The following is a 17,690-nucleotide window of genomic DNA, read 5'->3' as shown; positions in this document are numbered from 1 at the left end:
ACATTCACTCCTTTTTATTCATAACTTAATCTTTCTAAAATACCATGTAAAATCGCTGCTCGTATGCGATTTTCGTCGGTTGTTCCGCCTAGAATCGCCTTACTGGTCGCTGTTAATAACAAATGTGCTTCTCGTTGGGTGAGTAGTTTTTCTTCATATAATTTTTGGATAATGCCTTGTGCATGTCGCTCACTTAACTCTTGATCAAACAGCTGCGCTACTTGCTCTAAGAATTGATGGTGATTGGAAATTTGAACTTTTTCAATCCGAATGTAACCACCACCGCCTCGTTTACTTTCAACCGTATAGCCCCGTTGAATGGTAAAACGCGTATTAATCACATAGTTAATTTGTGAAGGGACACAATTAAATAAATCAGCCATCTCGGTTCGTCTAATCTCAATCATTGAATGTTCTTCAAGAATCTTTTTTAAATACGCCTCAATGATATCCGATGTGTTTCGTGGATTCTTCATTTTTACCCTCCTTGACTAATATTGACCTTCATTATACTGAATTTTTGCTCAGATGAAAAGGAGAAGGGGCTTAACCTTAAAAAAAGGAAAGCAAACAAAAAACAATGACCGCCAAAAGTTCGCTTTTTAAGTCTCACTTTTGGCGGTCACTCAATTTCAAACCTAACCACGAGGGTTAAGTCTCTCTCGTTGAGAATTGGTTAAAACGGTACTTGAACAGTCGTTGCGCCACTGACACTTTGACTAATCTCCTCACCATTGTCTCTTTGAACATATATCGTTGCGGATTCCCCTTCGAGAACCGTCACAGAAACGGCAACAGTTTGCGGGCTGTTGCTCGCATTTAAAGGAATTTGCTCAACTTGTCGGCGGGTTCCTTTTTCATCACTTAACCAAATGGTGACCGTCTGTTCTGGTCCAGCATTGGCATTAAAAGTCGCCTGGACATTCACTGTGAATGTTTTGGTCACCGGTTCTGGTTCTTTTGATTCTTCAGGTTCTTTTCCTTTAGAGACCAACACATTGACTCTCGTTCCCTTCACGACTTCTTCCCCTTCTTGGGGATTGACTTCAATGACTTGATTTTTTTCGACTCGGTCATGGAACTCTTCCGTTGTGACGGCTTCTAATCCTGCTTCACTCAGAAGTTTCTCGGCTTCACTCAGTGATTTCCCGACAATTTTAGGGATTTTTACTTTCTCTTCCCCTTTACTAATCGTTAAGGTAATTCGTGTTTTTTCGGGGAACACTTCCTCGCCAACTTCCGGGTCTTGTCCAACAACCGTTCCTTCCGGCTGTGAGCTAAAGGCTTCTTGATAATCTACGGTGTTTTCTCCTAGTCCGACACTTGCCAGATTTGCTTCCGCATCGGATTTTGAATTCCCTAATAAACTAATCATGACGATTGGTTTTGGTCCTTTGCTTACGATTAATTCAACTTTTGTTTCTTTCGGATTCACTTTCTCGCCAGGTTCAGGCGTATGCGTGATGATTTCTCCTTCGGCAATCTTATCGTCGTATTCTTCTTTTGAGGTGATGTTTTTTTCTTGAAAATCTAAATTGCGTAATTCACGCTTGGCATCAACGAGGCGCATGCCGCTATAGTCGACCATTTTAATTTGATTTTCTCCCGTACTCAGATACAGGATAACTTCACGATTTTTTTTGACTTTCGCCGCAGTTGCCGGATTGGTTTTAATCACACGACCGGCTTCGATAACATCGCTTGGCATTTCTTTCACATCGTCAGCCACCCTTAAGCCCGCTTCTTCAAGCCGCTCTCTCGCTTGTGCTTCCGTTTGATCGACTACATCGGGAACGGTGATTGACTTGCCACTATTCATATAAAAGAATCCTCCGACCAGGAAAGCCATCCCTACGAGCAAGAGTAGCCAGAGCCACCATTTTTTCTTTTTCTTCGGCGGTTCTACCGGGGTTTCTGGTGCTTCTTCTTGCGGAGTTGGCATTTCCTTAAAGGCTTCTGGCATTGGACTGTCTGGTGTAATTGGAGTGACCACCATCGTCTCAGCTAAAAGTGCTTTTTCTTGCCAACGAGGCTCATTTAAACGATCTGGAGATAAGACGGTTTCTAAATCTCGTAACATGTCATCGGCGCTTTGATAGCGGTCGGCAACTTCTTTAGCCGTCGCCTTTAAAACGACATTTTCTAAAGACTGAGGAATGTTTTGATCATACAGCCTTAAAGAGGGAACTTCTTCTTGGAAATGTTTTAAAGCAATCGTAACGGCAGATTCGCCATCAAAGGGTACTTGCCCGGTTAACATCTCATAAAAAATAATCCCAAGGGCATAGATATCCGATTGGTTGGTTGCCATACTTCCTCTTGCCTGTTCGGGCGAGAGGTAGTGGACGGAGCCTAGCATGGAGTTGGTTTGGGTAATCGATGTTTCAGATAAGGCAATCGCAATCCCAAAATCTGCTATTTTCACCGTGCCATGCTCATCCATTAAAATATTTTGCGGCTTCAAGTCCCGATGAATGATCCGATGGTGATGCGCGAGCGCAATGGCCGATAAAATTTGCTCCATAATGTCAACAATTGTCCGATAAGGAATTGGGTAGTGAGTCTGGATGTAACGTTTCAAATCCATTCCCTTAACATACTCCATCACTAAATACTGCATGCCATCTTCTTCACCAACATCATAGACGGAAACGATATTTGGATGAACCAGTTCCGTCGCAGCCATCGCTTCACGTTGAAAACGACGAATTGCTGTTTGGTCATTTTGGAAGTCAAAACGCAATACTTTCACGGCCACTTCTCGGTCTAAAATCAAATCTTTTGCCAAAAAAACATTTGCCATTCCGCCGCTACCAATTGTCCCTAGAATCAAATAACGACCATTTAATTTTCTACCTAGTTCAATCATTGACTTCCCCTCCCAAATCCATTAATAAGACGGTAATGTTATCAAGGCCGCCTTGCAGATTCGCTTCATCAATCAACCGTTGACTCGCCGCTTGTAAAGAAGTCGCTTGTGCTAAAATTTGACTAATTCTTTCTTCTGGCACCATATTCGTTAGGCCATCCGAACAAATCAATAAGCGGTCACCAGCTGCGACATCATGGATTGAAACATCAATTTCCAAATTCCCTGGCATCCCTAAAGAACGCGTAATAATATTTTTTCTCGGATGGTTGACGGCCATTTCTTTCGTAATTTCTCCTGATTTTAATAACTCATTCACTAGCGAATGATCTTCTGTTAGTGGCAACAATTGCTTGCCTCTTGCTAGGTAAATTCGGCTATCTCCAACATGCGCCAATGCGACTTGATTCTCTAAAACGGTCACCGCTTCAAAAGTCGTTCCCATGCCACTTAAGGTTTGGTCAGACTGTCCTTTTTCAAAAATCGCTTGATTGGCCTCTTGGATTTGTTGAATAAACCATTGAATGGCTTTTTCACTACTTTCAATGTCACTGTTCTCCCACTGGTCACCAATCGCTTGAACCGCTTGACGACTTGCAATATCACCCGCTTGGTGTCCGCCCATGCCATCAGCTAACAAAGCTAACAGCTTGCCTTTTTGATTAATAAAAGTGGCCGTATAATCTTGGTTACTATTTCTTCTTTTTCCCTGATCACTTTGGAAATACACTTCCATTCTTTCTTCACCTCATTACTTTTTACGTAAACAACTGATAAAGAAGCCATCTGTCCTAAATGTTTGGGGATATAAAGTGAGCATCCCAGCTTGCAGGCTTTTTTCTAAGACAGGCGCCACAGTTAATGGCAGCAATTCAAATTCTGGATGACGTTCTAAAAAAGCTGCAACAACTTGTTGATTTTCTTCTGGCAAAATCGTACAGGTACTATAGACAAGCAAGCCGCCAGGTTTTAAAGTGGGTGCCACGCTGTCTAAGATGGCATGTTGAATCTCCGGTAAATTGTCAAAATCACGTGCTTGTTTACTATATTTAATGTCGGGTTTGCGTCGCATTAAACCTAAACCGGAGCAAGGCGCATCCACTAAGATGCGATCAAAACTTTCCGCTGCAAACGTTTCTTTTACCAAGCGAGCATCGAGCACTTTCGTTTGTACCACATCTGAAACGTGCAATCGCGCCGCATTTTCTTCAATTAGGCGGACTTTATGGGCGTGGATATCCAAGGCAGTGACTTGTCCACCTTCGGCTGCTTTTAAGTAAGTCGCCAAGTGGGTCGTCTTGCCACCAGGTGCCGCACAAGCATCTAATACTTTATGATGAGGCGCCACTTGCAGAGCTGGAGCAACGAGCATGGAACTTTCATCCTGAATCGTTAACCAACCGTCAGCAAATAAACGACTCCCCGCTAAAAAGCCTTTTTGTCCGACAACTCCCGATGGACTCACTTGGCTGGCTTCCACTTCAAAACCTTCCATTCTTAAAGTCGCTAACGCCGCTTCTAAAGACAGTGCTTGGGTATTAACTCGCCCGCTCATGTGGCTGGGCTCAAATAAAGAAAGGCCTAATTGACGTGTTTCTTCTAAACCAATTTGTTCGATAAACTTCTCAACCAACCAAGAGGGCATACTAATTTCTGTACTCAGGCGTTCCACGGGATCTTGAATGTCAGATACATCAGGAACTCCTTGACGTTGAACATTTCTTAAAACTCCATTTACGAATTTACTTACTCCTATATTACCACGTGTTTTGGCAATTTCCACTGCTTCATTGACAATTGCATGGCTAGGAACCTTATCCAAATACAACATTTGGTATAAAGATAAACGTAACAAATTTTGTACCCAACCTTCGACCTTTTTTGCCTTTTGCGTAAAAGGGGTTAAATAATAGTCCAACAATTGTTGACGGGCAATCGTACCATAGACTAGTTCCGTTAATAAACGCCCATCTTTTTCATTTAAACGCCCTTTATTCATCAGCTCTCTTAAAAGTAAATTCGAATACGCGCCCCCTTTTGTGACACGTTCTAGTGCTTCCAGTGCGACATAGCGAACGGTTCGTTTCGTCTGCTTACTAGTCATTTTTTCCCACCCTTTGATTCACTGCAACTTTTTGTCCACTCCCATTTAAGAAAGCGGCAATCGTTTGGACTCCTTTACCAGCAGGTTGCAATTGGTCGATAGACAAGACCGTGCCTTGTCCGCAAGCAATTTTTAAGGTTGCCTTCTCTTTAAGAATAATGGTACCAGGTTCTTGATCCGTGCTTTCTGCTAAAGGTGTCACAGCGAGAATCTTCCAGCGCTCTCCTGCATAGCTTGTATACGCAATTGGCCATGGACGCATCCCTCGGACTTGGCAATCAATCATTTCTGCCGTTTTTTGCCAATCAATGATTTCTTCTTCTCGTGTAATATTTGGTGAGAACGAAACTTGACTTTCATCTTGCGGTGTCGGCGTGAGCTCGCCTGAAAGAATTTTTGGTAAGCTTTCGATGAGTAAGTCACGTCCAAGTAGACTAAGTTTATCAAATAAAAGGCCGACATCATCTTGTTTGGTAATCGGGATGGCTTTTTGCGAATAAATGCCACCTGCATCCATTTTTTTAATCATTTCCATAATGGTAACGCCAGTCTCTTTTTCTCCTTGAATGAGCGCATAATGAACCGGAGCGCCCCCACGATATTTTGGCAACAACGAAGCATGGACATTGATTGCGCCCTTTTTCGGTGCCTGTAAGAGTTTTTCAGGTAAAAATTGCCCAAAAGCCACCGTGACGATGATGTCTGGCTCTAAATCAATAATGGTTGCCATTTCAGGTGAGTTCGTTATTTTTTCAGGTTGTAAAACGGGGAGACCGAGACGAATCGCTGCTTCCTTCACGGGTGTCGGAGTAATCACACGTTTTCGCCCCACGGGACGATCTGGTTGAGTGACAACAGCGACAACTTCATATTTTTCTGCTACCAAAGCTTCTAAAATGGGAACAGAAAATTGGGGGGTGCCCATAAAAACAATTTTAGTCATGATTACGTTCCTCCATATATTTTTCTAATGCTGCTTCTGGAATTTGTTCAATCATTTGGTCAATAAATAATCGGCCATTTAAGTGGTCGATTTCATGTTGGAAGGCTCGTGCCAAATAACCATACGCCTCTACTTCCATTTCATCGCCTTCACGATCATAGTAGCGAACGACAATTTCATCGGCTCGTTTAACGGTACCAAAGGTGTGCGGGATACTAAGACACCCCTCGACATCAATGTCTTCGCCTTTGGCTGAAATAATTTCAGGATTAATCAATTCAAACAAATCTCCCTCGTCTACTTCCACCAGCGCCACTTGAATATTTTTTCCAACTTGGGGTGCTGCAATCCCGATGCCATCATGGGCAATCATTGTTTCTCTTAAATCATCCAACAATTTTAATAACTCATCCGTAATTTCCGTGACCTTCACTGACGAGTGGCGTAATTTGTTATTAGGATGAATGATGATTGGATAACGCATGGTCGTTTGCTCCTTTTCTCTAGATAAAATTTAACGGTTCATAATCAATCGCCACCGACAGATTGTTTCGTTGGTCTTTTTGACTGGTTTCTAAAATCTGGCGTAAAATCGCCTGCAATTGTGGTTCTTGTTTATATTTTAAAAGGACTTGGTAGTGATAGCGGTTTTTAATCCGCGACACCCCGCTAGGAATCGGACCTAAAATCCGACATTCCTCACTTAAGCCTTGCTTTAATTGTTCTGCAATTTGATACATTTTTTTCGCCGCAACTTCTTCAGAAGGGTGACTGGCTGAAATTTTAACCGTAAAGAAAAAAGGCGGATAGCCACTTTGGTGACGAAAAACCATTTCTTGCCGATAAAAAGCTTCATAATCTTGGGACTGTGCCAAAACGATACTATGATGTTCCGGATTAAAGGTTTGGACGATGACTTCTCCGGGTTTTTCTCCTCGTCCTGCGCGCCCGCTTACTTGTGTGAGTAATTGAAAGGTGCGCTCGCTTGAACGAAAATCTGGTAAATTCAACGCCGTGTCTGCATTTAAGACACCAACTAACGTAATATTCGGAAAATCAAGTCCCTTGGCAATCATTTGTGTTCCTAGTAGAATATCGGCTTCTTGTGCTTCAAAGGCCTTTAACAAACGTTCATGTGCCCCTTTTCTTCTGGTTGTATCGACGTCCATCCGCAAAATACGTGCGTTCGGAAAACGCGCCTGCAATTCTTCTTCTACTTTTTGCGTCCCTGTTCCGTAGTAACGAATCTTGTCTTTTTGACAATCTGGACAACGTCGTGGAATGTTTTCTTGATGCCCGCAATAGTGACAACACATTTTCTTGATATCCATATGCAAGGTCAGCGAAATATCACAATTGGGACAAGGCAAGACATACCCACAATCGCGACACATCATAAAAGAAGAATACCCACGGCGATTCAATAATAAGACGATTTGTTCTTTTTTCATCAAGCGATCGGTTATTTTTTCTTGCAATAGGGTTGAAAACGTACTGGTGTTTTTTTTAGCAAATTCTTCTTTTAGATCGACAATCGTTACTGGCGGTAATTGGGCTGTTTCGTGTGCTCGTTTCGTTAAGACTAACAATTCATAACGTTTTTTTTGCGCACGAGCCCGTGATTCCAACGAAGGCGTTGCACTGCCTAAAACCACCGGACAGTGATGATACTGACTCCGCCAAATGGCGAGGTCGCGCGCATGGTAACGCGGGGTCTCGTCTTGTTTATACGTGGCTTCATGCTCTTCATCAATGATGATGACGCCAATCTGCTTTAAAGGCGCAAAGACGGCAGAACGCGCACCAACGACTACTTGTGCTTCACCACGCTCGATTTTGCGCCACTCGTCGTATTTTTCCCCTTGTGATAATCCGCTATGTAAGACTGCGACCGCATCACCAAAACGACTTTTAAAACGTTGCACCATCTGAGGCGTTAACGCAATTTCTGGAACCAACATCATCGCTGTTTGCCCTTTCGTGAGGACTTCCGCAATGACTTGCAGGTAAACTTCTGTTTTTCCACTACCGGTAATGCCTTCTAATAAGAACGTCGTCGCTTGCTTTCGTGCTTGTGCAGCTAAAATACGCGTCACTGCCGCTTCTTGTTCTGTATTTAGCTTCCAAGGTTGTGTCGCCGGAAACGATTGATTTTCAAATGGATCACGATAACTTTCCACGTCCTCAAAAGTCAACCAGCCCTGTTTTTCTCCTTGGTTCAAATGAGTAGTGGACAATCCTTGCTCACGATAAAAAGCGACCGTTTCTTTTGGTCTGGTTTTTAATGTTTCTAACAATTGGTGTTGACGTAAAGCATTGGCTCGCAAACAGGCTTTTATTTCTGAATAGTTCTCTAGGGTAATGTGGCTTTTCACATAGCGTACCATTTTTTTAGCCACTTTTTCTTTTACCAAATAGCGTAATTCAACGACTTTTTGCTCTCGCAATTTTTTAAACAAGGTTAAGGCACCTGCCGCTTCCACAACTTCCCAATCGATTTCTGTTTGTTGGTGAAAATACTTTTCACGGACTTCGTGTTCAAGATCAAGTAAACGAAATTTCTTTTGATAGGCTGCCTTCATCGCTGCGGGCAACATCGTTTGTAAACAAGTGATTTTAAATGAAAAAGTCACCTCTTTCATATAGTCTGCCAACTGCAGCAGTTCCGTGTTCACAACGGGAGCCAAATCGATCACTCGAACAATTTCTTTTAAGGGAATGGTCGTCTGCGGTCCTTGTTTGGAAAGACCCGTAACAAATCCTTGGATATGGCGATTGCCCTCACCAAAAGGCACTTCCACGCGCATTCCTAATTCAATGACTGCTTGCCACGCTTCAGGAACCAAATACGTATACGGTTGATCCGTTTGCATCGTTGGAACGTCAACAATCACTTCTGCATATTGCGACATGACATTATCACCTCTTTCTCATTTTACTAAATTTCGTTCTTTTTGTCTGGAAAGCGCAAAAGAAAAAGTCTGGAATTTCCTCTCCAGACTTTTTTTCACTTTTTTCTTTATTAATCTTGGCGAAGACGTGATTCTAGTTCTTTTTGCTCTTGCTCTTTACGAGATTGGCGCTCTTCTTCTTCTAATTTTAAACGTGCTCGCTTAATCTCTGGATGCGGATCATTAATCACTGTTTCTGCTTCAATTTCTTCTAGTGCTTGACCGACTCTTTTCACTGATTCAAAAGTATCAAGGGTTGCTTCTGCACCAGCTTCTAACTCATGTGCCCGTTTACTCGCTAAAATAACTAAGGAATATTTGGAATTCACACGTTCAAGTAACGTATCAATCGATGGTTTTAACATCATAGTTTTTTACAACTCCTCTAACATTTTTCTATATTTTCCAATGACCCGCTCCACGCGGAAATGCTCACTGGCAATTATTTCTTTAATCCGTTTGACGGCTAAAGGCACTTCATCATTAACAACTGCATAGTCATACAAGGCCATCATCTCGATTTCTTCTCGTGCAATCCGCATTCGTTCATCAATCACTTCCGGTGCATCTGTGCCGCGACCAGTTATTCTTGAACGTAACTCAACGAGATCCGGTGGCGTTAAAAAGATAAACACGCCATCTGGGACTTGTTTTTTGACTTGTCTTGCACCTTGTACTTCAATTTCCAAGAAGACATCTTTTCCTTCATTTAACGTTTTTTGAACATAAGAAAGGGGCGTACCATAGTAATTACCTACATATTCTGCATACTCCAACATTTCTCCTGATGCAATTAGTTGTTCGAACTCTTCTCGCTCTCGGAAGTAGTAGTCAACGCCTTCTACTTCTCCGATTCGTTTTTTTCGAGTAGTCATTGAAATTGAGTATTCAAAATCATTCTCTTCGCTATCAAAAATTGCTTTACGAACGGTTCCCTTCCCTACACCTGAAGGACCAGATAATACTATTAATAATCCACGCTCTGTCATGTCCATGTCCTTTCGTTTCTAAAGATATTCTTCTCTTTTTGCTTGTACCTTTTTCTTTTGACGTACAGTAATTCTTATAATATACCAAAAATCCCATAAAAAATCCACTTTTCAAGCGGATTTCTCATGGATTTATTCAATATTTTGGACTTGTTCGCGAATTTTCTCAATGATGGTCTTCATTTGAACCACATGATGCTTGATTTCAATCGCTGTTGATTTGGAACCAATCGTATTCACTTCACGATTCATCTCCTGAATTAAAAAATCCAGCTCACGGCCAACCGGTTGCGTCCGCATCACTAATTCATTAAAAGAAGCAAGATGAATCTGCATCCGATCTAACTCTTCACGAATATCACTACGCTCTAACAAAAGGACTAATTCTGTTAACAAGCGTTCTTGGTCGATGGTACTTCCTAAATAGGCTTCTAATTTCTTTTCAAATCGACTACGATACTCTGTTTCAAAAAGCGCTGTACAAGCAAATAGGTCTGCGACGTGGGTCTGCAAGAGCGCTTGATTTTCAAGCAAGACCGCCAAAATCCCCGCGCCTTCCACTTGGCGACTCGCTTCATTTTTTTCTGTCGCTTCAGCCAGTGCTTCAAGCAAAGCTCCTTCGACCGTTTCGATTGCCAGTGGAACTTCTTGAATTTGGAAAAACGCTTCTTTTTCAAGCAAACGTTCAACTAAACTACCTAACGGAACCGCTGTTTGAAAACGATGCTTGGTTTCTGTTTCCACCGATTGCACCACTTGTTCAATTAAATCCCAATCGATTTGAATCGTTTTGCTTTGACTGGTACTTTGGGTGAGCGTCACATAAACTTCGATTCGTCCTCGATGAAGCCGCCGTTTGACCATTTGTCGAATTTGGTTTTCAAATGCATGCAATTGGCGCGTTGTTCGGACTTGAATATCTAAAAATCGATGGTTTACACTTTTGACTTCTACTTCAATTTGTTCGTTCGCGGTCATTCGAATGGCTTTTCCAAAACCAGTCATACTTTTCATCCGAATCACTCCTTACATTGACAGCATGATTTTTTTTAAAGCTTCAAATTCCTCGTTGCTTAATGTCACACCTTTACCCATCTTTTCATGTTCGGGACCCCAATCACGTAAATCAAATTTCGCGGGATTCCCATTCCAACTGACTAAATTCAATTCCTTACGCCAGCCACGACTATTTTCTGATAGTACGCCGATTTCTTCTAGAATTTCATAAGAAAACGCTTTTGACATTGTCTTCACCTCATTTTTCAAATAAAAATTAAACCACTAAAACGTTTGTTGTTCCATTGAAAAAGCTGCCAACATTTCTGGCGTCGCTGTTTTCGCTGGCGTCACTTCTGTGAGTTCTCCTTGGACGAGCCACCGTGTCACGCCGGCTGCTTCCCCACACGTAATTAGGGTCACAATTTTTTTATCTTCTACCACATCCAACACTTCAACTTCTGTTGGTTCAATGCGTTTTGATTCATAGACTTCATAAGTATAAATTGTTTCTAAGTCGGTTAAATAAACGACATCTCCCAATTGAACTTCGTCTAGGCGCGTAAATAAAATCGTTGTTTCTTCAATTCGATGGCTTGCTAAAGCGTAATTGCCCTCACCCATTTTTTGCTCGGGATCAAACGTGCCTGCACCAAAAAGCAACGCCTCATTGCCTAATCCTTTAAAGATTGGAATTTGAATTTCGGCGCTTGGCACTGCGACGCCACCAATAACTGGTAACACTTTTCCGCTTAATTGTGCCTTTAAGACTGCTTCTAAATTAGCCGATTGTACTTGTTCAAAATCAAACGTCACTTCTTCTTCTAAGTTTTTTTCAATTTCACGACGACTGACTTTCGCAACTTGATAGGTTTCACTCGTTCGAGCCATTAAAAGATTCTTAATTTGACGGTTAAAAATCAAAGCTACCCCAAGCAATAACACCAAAATTAAGCATAAATTGATGACGATTTCTTTAAATTTTCGCTTCTTTTTCATCGGTTGAATCCTCTCGTTTTTTTTATCATACCACAAAATGGAAAAAGCAGGCTGGAAAAACGACAACACTTTGCTTATATTAACATTAAAGCGCTTCCGATGCGATTCTTGTAACCTGTTCTTAATAGAAAAGAAATAAGCTTTTTTCGAGAGGATACGGTAAAATAGAACATAACAGAACGATAGATTAGAAAAAGGAGGGGGAGCATGACTTCATCGATTTATATCCATCTTGACACAACGAGTAATACTGTCTTGACGCAGGGAATTACCGCTGGGGATTTTCAGCGAGGGATTGTTCACCAGCCAAAAAACATTTTGCTATTAAATCCTAGTACCGACTTAGGTGAGTTCGAAAGTCATACATCTATGAAAATGATTCGCGGTCAAGCAGCCATTGATCAGTTTTTTCAAACACTTGCTCAAAACCGCGTAGTTCTTGAAAATAAATGGATTGATTTTACCGATTTAGCCATGTTAAAGGAACTAACGCCGCTAGAGATTTCAGAATTGCTCTACTTTGGCCATATGAAGACCCATCTTTATTCTGCTTTTTTTTATAAGCTTCAAAATAATTTTGTTTATTTTGACTTAGATGGCGGCTTAAATCGCACCTATTACCGTTATCTTGATGAATTTTACCGCATTTTAGCTGTCAAATTAACGCAACTCACTTTAGAAAAACTAAATGAACGTCGCACTTTCTTCCGTAAGCCGCAACTGGTGAACGATATCAACAGTGAGTTGTTAAAAGCACTGAAAGAGGCGATGAAAGAAGGGCTTTTCTTTTCTTTTGAAAAAGCGGTATTAATCAATCAAGAGTTTCGAATTCCACTTTTTTTGGTTGAAGAAGTCCCGCCGTTCACCTCAAAAGTACTCACTCGCATCAAAGAACAGCAACTGGGTTATTTAATCTACCATCAAGACTTGAAAACTTGGACGCTCGATGCGGAAGATGAATTTCTTGGCATCTCGACCAAAACAGACACGTCTTTCTAAACAAAGGCCGTATCAATCATTGATAGACAAAAGGACTTGCGAATCCACACGCAAGTCCTTTTCTTTTATGCTAACGATTTTCTTCTTTCCACCAAATAAGTGAACCCCACACGTATTTGATGGGATGTTTTAATTTTTTGATTGCAAAGGCAAGGCCTCATCAACCGAAAATAAATTTGGCATCACTTGATACAACAATACTAAGGCAATGCTCGTTGCAAGCCCAGTAGCCAAAGCGCTGACCCCATTCATGACAAGAGAGAAAAGAGCTGGCGACATGCCCCACATCGCGTATTCGCCCCAAAATACCCACCCTGCAACAAAGTGCCAGAAAAAACGAGTAAAAACACCGAGCAAACTCGCGGAAACAATCAGCCGAATCGCTAGCCCTTGACGTCCTTCACGCATTGCTTGATAAAGTTTTGGCGCATAAATCCCTGCAAACCCAGCAAATAAAAAAGCCAATAAATACTCGATTAACACTTGTGGCACGCTTAAAAAAGCAACGTTTCCAATTGGAAAATGAAGGATTCCCCAAATAAAACCTGCCATGAGTCCGGGTTTTAACCCTCGACGAAGCGCGTAAAGGGTTAAGGGAATCTGCCCTAAAGAAATGGTAAAACTGGAACCGATATTGGTTGGTAAAAAGGATAAGACAATTGCCAATGCAGCAATAATCGTTCCTTCCACCATTACTCTTGTTTTTCCGTGCATAAAAAAACTCCTCCTTTTCGAATCATCACAATTCACAAAGGAGAAGCATAGGTTCTATACTTCAACTCGACACAATTCCTACGTTCGCATAACCGAAACAGGTTCGAAGGGTTTAGAGTCAGACTCATTCTCAGCGCATTGGCTCCCCTTTGTGATCAGATTCTATTTTATTTTTTGTTACAGAATCATCATAGCATAGTTTTTTCAAATGACCAGAAAAATGCTTTCTCGTTTTTTTAACCTTATTCCAAGTAAAACCAAGTCATTTCATTGACATTCTTACTCATTTTTACGACAATAAAGGATAGGTCTAGCTAGCAGCGAAGGAGAAAATATCGTTGTTAGCGACAATCAATCGAATTAAAGGAGCTCTTATTTATGATAAAAAGTTTACTCAAATATGTTGGAGAGTACAAAAAAGAGACGTTACTCACCCCCTTTTTTGTCACACTCGAAGTCATTCTTGACGTAGTCATCCCTCTCCTCATGGCCATGATCGTCGATCGAGGGATCAGTGGGCGAAGCAAAGAGGATATTCTTTGGATTGGCGCTGCATTGCTAGTCTGTGCAGTTTTAGCACTCGTTTTCGGTATGCTTTCCGCGCGCTACGCCGCCACTGCGTCTGCTGGTTTTGCCAAAAACGTCCGGCAAAAAATCTTTGAAAACATTCAAGAATTCTCATTTTCCAATATCGATCGCTTTTCAACTCCCAGCCTCGTCACTCGTCTGACAACCGACGTGACGAACATTCAAAACGCCTTTCAAATGACGATTCGCATACTGGTTCGTAGCCCCTTACTTTTTTCCTTTTCAATCATTATGGCTTTTCGTTTAAATAATCAATTAGCGATGACTTTTCTATTGATTGTCCCTTTTTTGGCGCTTGGTTTATTTTTAATCATTAAATTTGCTCACCCAGCTTTTAAACATGTTTTTAAAATCTATGACCGTTTAAACCAAGTGGTACAAGAAAACTTACAAGGCATTCGAATTGTCAAATCTTTTGTGACAGAAGCACATGAAGTCGATAAATTTACACAAGTTTCTGGAACAATTTACCGCGCATTTTCAAAGGCAGAACGTATTGTCGCTTTCAACCAACCAGTGATGCAAATTTCCATCTATACTTGTTTACTTTTGATTTCCTGGATTGGTGCGCACTTAATTGTTGCAGGTTCATTAACAACCGGCGAACTCATGAGTATGTTTATGTATGTCATGCAAATTCTCGTTGCTTTAAATATGATGTCGATGGTCTTCGTTATTTTGATTATTTCACGCCCCTCAGCAGAACGCATCATTGAAGTTCTCGATGAAAAAAGTGATCTGACTGACCCCGAAGAACCCGTACTGACTTTGGCGGATGGGTCCGTAACCTTTTCGCAAGTCGATTTTAGCTATACCAACGATGAAAAGAAACTCATTTTAAAACAAGCCGATTTCCAAATTCAATCCGGTCAAACTGTTGGTATTATCGGCGGAACAGGAAGCGGAAAGACAAGTCTGATTCAACTGATTCCACGTCTTTACGATACAACCAATGGCCAAGTGATTGTTGGCGGCAAAAACGTGAAAGACTACTCTTTAAAAACATTACGGGATGGCGTTGCCGTGGTTTTACAAAACAATGTCTTGTTCTCGGGAACAATTAAAGAAAATTTGCGTTGGGGAAATGAGACAGCTAGTGATCAAGAATTGATTGAAGCCTGTCGTCTCGCGCAAGCCGATGATTTTATTCAACGTTTTCCAGATGGTTATGATACTTATATCGAACAAGGCGGAACAAACGTCTCTGGTGGTCAAAAACAACGACTAACCATCGCTCGTGCATTATTGAAACAACCCAAAATTTTAATTCTCGATGATTCAACAAGTGCTGTGGATACGAAAACAGATGCTTTAATTCAAAAAGCTTTTTACGAAACGATTCCCAATACAACCAAAATTATTGTTGCTCAAAGAATCTCTTCTGTCGAAAAAGCAGACCTTGTCATCGTCATGGATGAAGGAAAAATTAACGGCGTCGGGACGCCAGCAGAAATGCTTGCGACGAATCAAATCTACCAAGAAGTTTACCAATCACAACAGAAAGGATTTGGGATTGCCAATGAATAAAACATCCAACAAAAAAACAAAGCAATTAAAAACATTGACTCGTTTGCTCAGCTACCTGATTAAAGATTATCCTTGGCAATTGCTGATTGTCGCCATTTGTATATTTATCACCGCTTTTGCAACGGTTCAAGGTTCTTTATTTTTACAAATTGTCATTGATGACCATGTCACACCGATGCTCGCAAGTGCAGGTGCTCCTGACTTTTCTGGTCTGTTCAAAGCCGTTTTAACCATGGCCTTGATTTATTTACTTGGTGTTTTGACTTCAATTATATTTAACCAATTAATGGTGACGATTTCCCAAGGAGCGCAAAAGAAAATTCGTGATGAACTTTTTGCGCACATGGAAACTTTACCTTTAGCGTATTTTGATACCCACACAAAAGGCGATGTCATGAGCCATTATACAAATGACATTGACACTTTGCGCCAGATGCTTTCACAAAGTGCACCACAACTGCTGCAAGCCATTGTCACTTTAACCAGTGTCTTTGTTGCGATGCTCTCCGTTAGCTTGCCGCTTACGCTCTTTGTCCTCGTTTCGGTCAGCTTAATGGGCCTCACCATTCGCACATTAACTGGCTTAAGTGGACGCTATTTTAAAGGTCAACAAGAATCATTGGGGGCCGTGAATGGTTTTATCGAAGAGATGATGCATGGACAAAAGGTCATAAAGGTCTTTAATCACGAGCAAGTAGCGATTGAAGAATTTACTGCTCTAAATGATACTTTAGCTGAAAATACCACCAAGGCCAACCGCTATGCAAATATCTTAATGCCTGTGATGATGAATTTATTAAATATTCAATACGTACTCATTGCAATTGTTGGTGGCCTTCTGAGTATTAATGGTGTGGGAGCTTTAACCATCGGGGGAATCGCTGCCTTCTTACAACTTAGTCGGTCATTAAATATGCCGGTCAGCCAAATCTCGCAACAGATCAATTTTATTATTATGGCACTTGCTGGTTCGGAACGGATTTTTACTTTGATGGATGAGCCCTCTGAGGTTGATCATGGCACCGTGACGCTTGTGAATGTGACATATCTCGATGGTCGTTTGGAAGAATGTCAAGAACAGACCAATCAATGGGCTTGGAAAAAACCTCAAACGGATGGGACCTTCCAATACGTGCCTTTAACAGGCGATGTCCGCTTCAATCAAGTCGATTTTTCTTATACGCCAGAAAAACGCATTCTAAAAGAAATCTCTCTTTTTGCAAAACCCGGACAAAAGATTGCTTTTGTTGGTGCGACTGGAGCAGGGAAAACAACGATTATTAACCTGATTAATCGTTTCTATGACATTAGTGACGGTGAAATCTTGTATGATGGAATTAATATCCAAGACATAAAAAAAGAATCTTTGCGTCGCTCGCTTGGCATCGTTTTACAAGAAACCCACCTTTTTACCGGAACAATTCGGGAGAACATTCGTTACAGCAAACTTGATGCAACGGACGAAGAAGTCGAGAACGCTGCGAAATTAGCGAATGCCCATTACTTTATTTCTCACCTGCCTCAAGGTTATGAGACGGTTATTACTGGCGATGGTGAAGGCCTGTCACAAGGACAACGCCAATTACTTTCCATTGCTCGCGCTGCCATCGTTGACCCGCCAGTCATGGTTTTAGATGAGGCAACTTCAAGTATCGATACTCGAACAGAACGGATTGTTCAAGACGGCATGGATGCTTTGATGAAGGGACGGACGGTCTTTGTCATTGCGCATCGCCTGTCCACAATCCAAAACTCCGACGTCATCATCGTTTTAGATCAAGGAGAAATTATTGAACGAGGAGACCACGACACACTCCTAGCCAAAAAGGGGACCTATTATCAATTGGCAACAGGTCAATTGGAACTCGATTAAATCCCTCCCAAAAAGGCCGACGAGCGCCCTCTCTTGCGAAGAGGCGTTCGTCGGCCTTTTTATTTGTGCGAAACATGCCCCTTGTTCGATCATTTTTCTCAACAAGAGGAACCTTGTATCAAAAATTTAAGCGTATAC

The 17,690-nt window shown here is 41.5% G+C and carries 16 protein-coding genes and 1 riboswitch; of the genes, 3 read left to right on the top strand and 13 right to left on the bottom strand.

Annotation, left to right across the window (positions count from 1 at the left end):
• Positions 1 to 14: 14 nt before the first annotated feature.
• The 12 genes from ACYSNO_RS09280 to ACYSNO_RS09225 all read right to left on the bottom strand — a co-directional run bounded on the left by ACYSNO_RS09280 (position 15) and on the right by ACYSNO_RS09225 (position 11,851).
• Positions 15 to 476 (bottom strand): CtsR family transcriptional regulator, encoded by a 462-nt coding sequence (locus ACYSNO_RS09280; protein ID WP_461730800.1) that lies wholly within the window; start codon positions 474 to 476, stop codon positions 15 to 17.
• Positions 477 to 676: 200 nt separating this feature from the next.
• Entirely contained in the window at positions 677 to 2,869 is a 2,193-nt protein-coding gene (gene pknB, locus ACYSNO_RS09275) for a Stk1 family PASTA domain-containing Ser/Thr kinase (RefSeq protein WP_461730799.1), read from the bottom strand.
• Entirely contained in the window at positions 2,862 to 3,605 is a 744-nt protein-coding gene (locus tag ACYSNO_RS09270) for a Stp1/IreP family PP2C-type Ser/Thr phosphatase (RefSeq protein WP_461730798.1), read from the bottom strand. Before ACYSNO_RS09270 ends, pknB begins: the two co-directional genes overlap by 8 nt.
• A gap of 15 nt (positions 3,606 to 3,620) precedes the next feature.
• The gene (rsmB, locus tag ACYSNO_RS09265) at positions 3,621 to 4,973 is read right to left on the bottom strand and encodes a 16S rRNA (cytosine(967)-C(5))-methyltransferase RsmB (protein ID WP_461730797.1); all 1,353 of its coding nucleotides are present in this window, start codon (positions 4,971 to 4,973) and stop codon (positions 3,621 to 3,623) included.
• Entirely contained in the window at positions 4,966 to 5,916 is a 951-nt protein-coding gene (fmt, locus tag ACYSNO_RS09260; protein ID WP_461730796.1) for a methionyl-tRNA formyltransferase, read from the bottom strand. Before fmt ends, rsmB begins: the two co-directional genes overlap by 8 nt.
• A complete protein-coding gene (gene def, locus ACYSNO_RS09255; protein WP_461730795.1) occupies positions 5,909 to 6,400 on the bottom strand; it encodes a peptide deformylase in 492 nt (163 codons plus the stop codon). Before def ends, fmt begins: the two co-directional genes overlap by 8 nt.
• Before the next feature lie 19 nt (positions 6,401 to 6,419).
• Complete coding sequence (gene priA, locus ACYSNO_RS09250) at positions 6,420 to 8,828, bottom strand: primosomal protein N' (RefSeq protein WP_461730794.1); 2,409 nt, start codon at positions 8,826 to 8,828, stop codon at positions 6,420 to 6,422.
• A 110-nt stretch (positions 8,829 to 8,938) separates the two neighbouring features.
• Entirely contained in the window at positions 8,939 to 9,235 is a 297-nt protein-coding gene (gene rpoZ, locus ACYSNO_RS09245) for a DNA-directed RNA polymerase subunit omega (protein WP_461730793.1), read from the bottom strand.
• Between the two features lie 6 nt (positions 9,236 to 9,241).
• A complete protein-coding gene (gmk, locus tag ACYSNO_RS09240) occupies positions 9,242 to 9,856 on the bottom strand; it encodes a guanylate kinase (protein ID WP_461730792.1) in 615 nt (204 codons plus the stop codon).
• Between the two features lie 132 nt (positions 9,857 to 9,988).
• Positions 9,989 to 10,870: a YicC/YloC family endoribonuclease gene (locus ACYSNO_RS09235; protein ID WP_461730791.1), complete on the bottom strand. Its 882-nt coding sequence runs from the start codon at positions 10,868 to 10,870 to the stop codon at positions 9,989 to 9,991.
• 12 nt (positions 10,871 to 10,882) lie between these two features.
• Positions 10,883 to 11,101, bottom strand: coding sequence for a YdbC family protein (locus ACYSNO_RS09230; RefSeq protein ID WP_461730790.1), 219 nt, complete (start codon positions 11,099 to 11,101; stop codon positions 10,883 to 10,885).
• A 36-nt stretch (positions 11,102 to 11,137) separates the two neighbouring features.
• The gene (locus ACYSNO_RS09225) at positions 11,138 to 11,851 is read right to left on the bottom strand and encodes a class A sortase (RefSeq protein ID WP_461730789.1); all 714 of its coding nucleotides are present in this window, start codon (positions 11,849 to 11,851) and stop codon (positions 11,138 to 11,140) included.
• A 207-nt stretch (positions 11,852 to 12,058) separates the two neighbouring features.
• Between ACYSNO_RS09225 and ACYSNO_RS09220 the strand changes: the two genes are divergently transcribed.
• Positions 12,059 to 12,850 (top strand): hypothetical protein, encoded by a 792-nt coding sequence (locus ACYSNO_RS09220; RefSeq protein WP_461730788.1) that lies wholly within the window; start codon positions 12,059 to 12,061, stop codon positions 12,848 to 12,850.
• Positions 12,851 to 12,979: 129 nt separating this feature from the next.
• On the opposite strand, the gene thiT is transcribed toward ACYSNO_RS09220, so the two are convergent.
• Complete coding sequence (thiT, locus tag ACYSNO_RS09215) at positions 12,980 to 13,564, bottom strand: energy-coupled thiamine transporter ThiT (protein ID WP_461730787.1); 585 nt, start codon at positions 13,562 to 13,564, stop codon at positions 12,980 to 12,982.
• A gap of 58 nt (positions 13,565 to 13,622) precedes the next feature.
• Positions 13,623 to 13,723, bottom strand: a riboswitch (TPP riboswitch).
• Between the two features lie 219 nt (positions 13,724 to 13,942).
• Here thiT and ACYSNO_RS09210 point away from each other — a divergent pair.
• Both ACYSNO_RS09210 and ACYSNO_RS09205 read left to right on the top strand, forming a co-directional pair.
• A complete protein-coding gene (locus ACYSNO_RS09210; protein ID WP_461730786.1) occupies positions 13,943 to 15,679 on the top strand; it encodes an ABC transporter ATP-binding protein in 1,737 nt (578 codons plus the stop codon).
• On the top strand, positions 15,672 to 17,552 hold the full coding sequence (locus ACYSNO_RS09205) for an ABC transporter ATP-binding protein (RefSeq protein WP_461730785.1): 1,881 nt from the start codon (positions 15,672 to 15,674) through the stop codon (positions 17,550 to 17,552). Before ACYSNO_RS09210 ends, ACYSNO_RS09205 begins: the two co-directional genes overlap by 8 nt.
• Positions 17,553 to 17,690 lie beyond the last annotated feature (138 nt).

The organism is Enterococcus sp. LJL98 (assembly GCF_054871745.1).
Note: the sequence above shows the minus strand (reverse complement) of the source record. Positions and strands in the feature narration are given on the sequence as shown.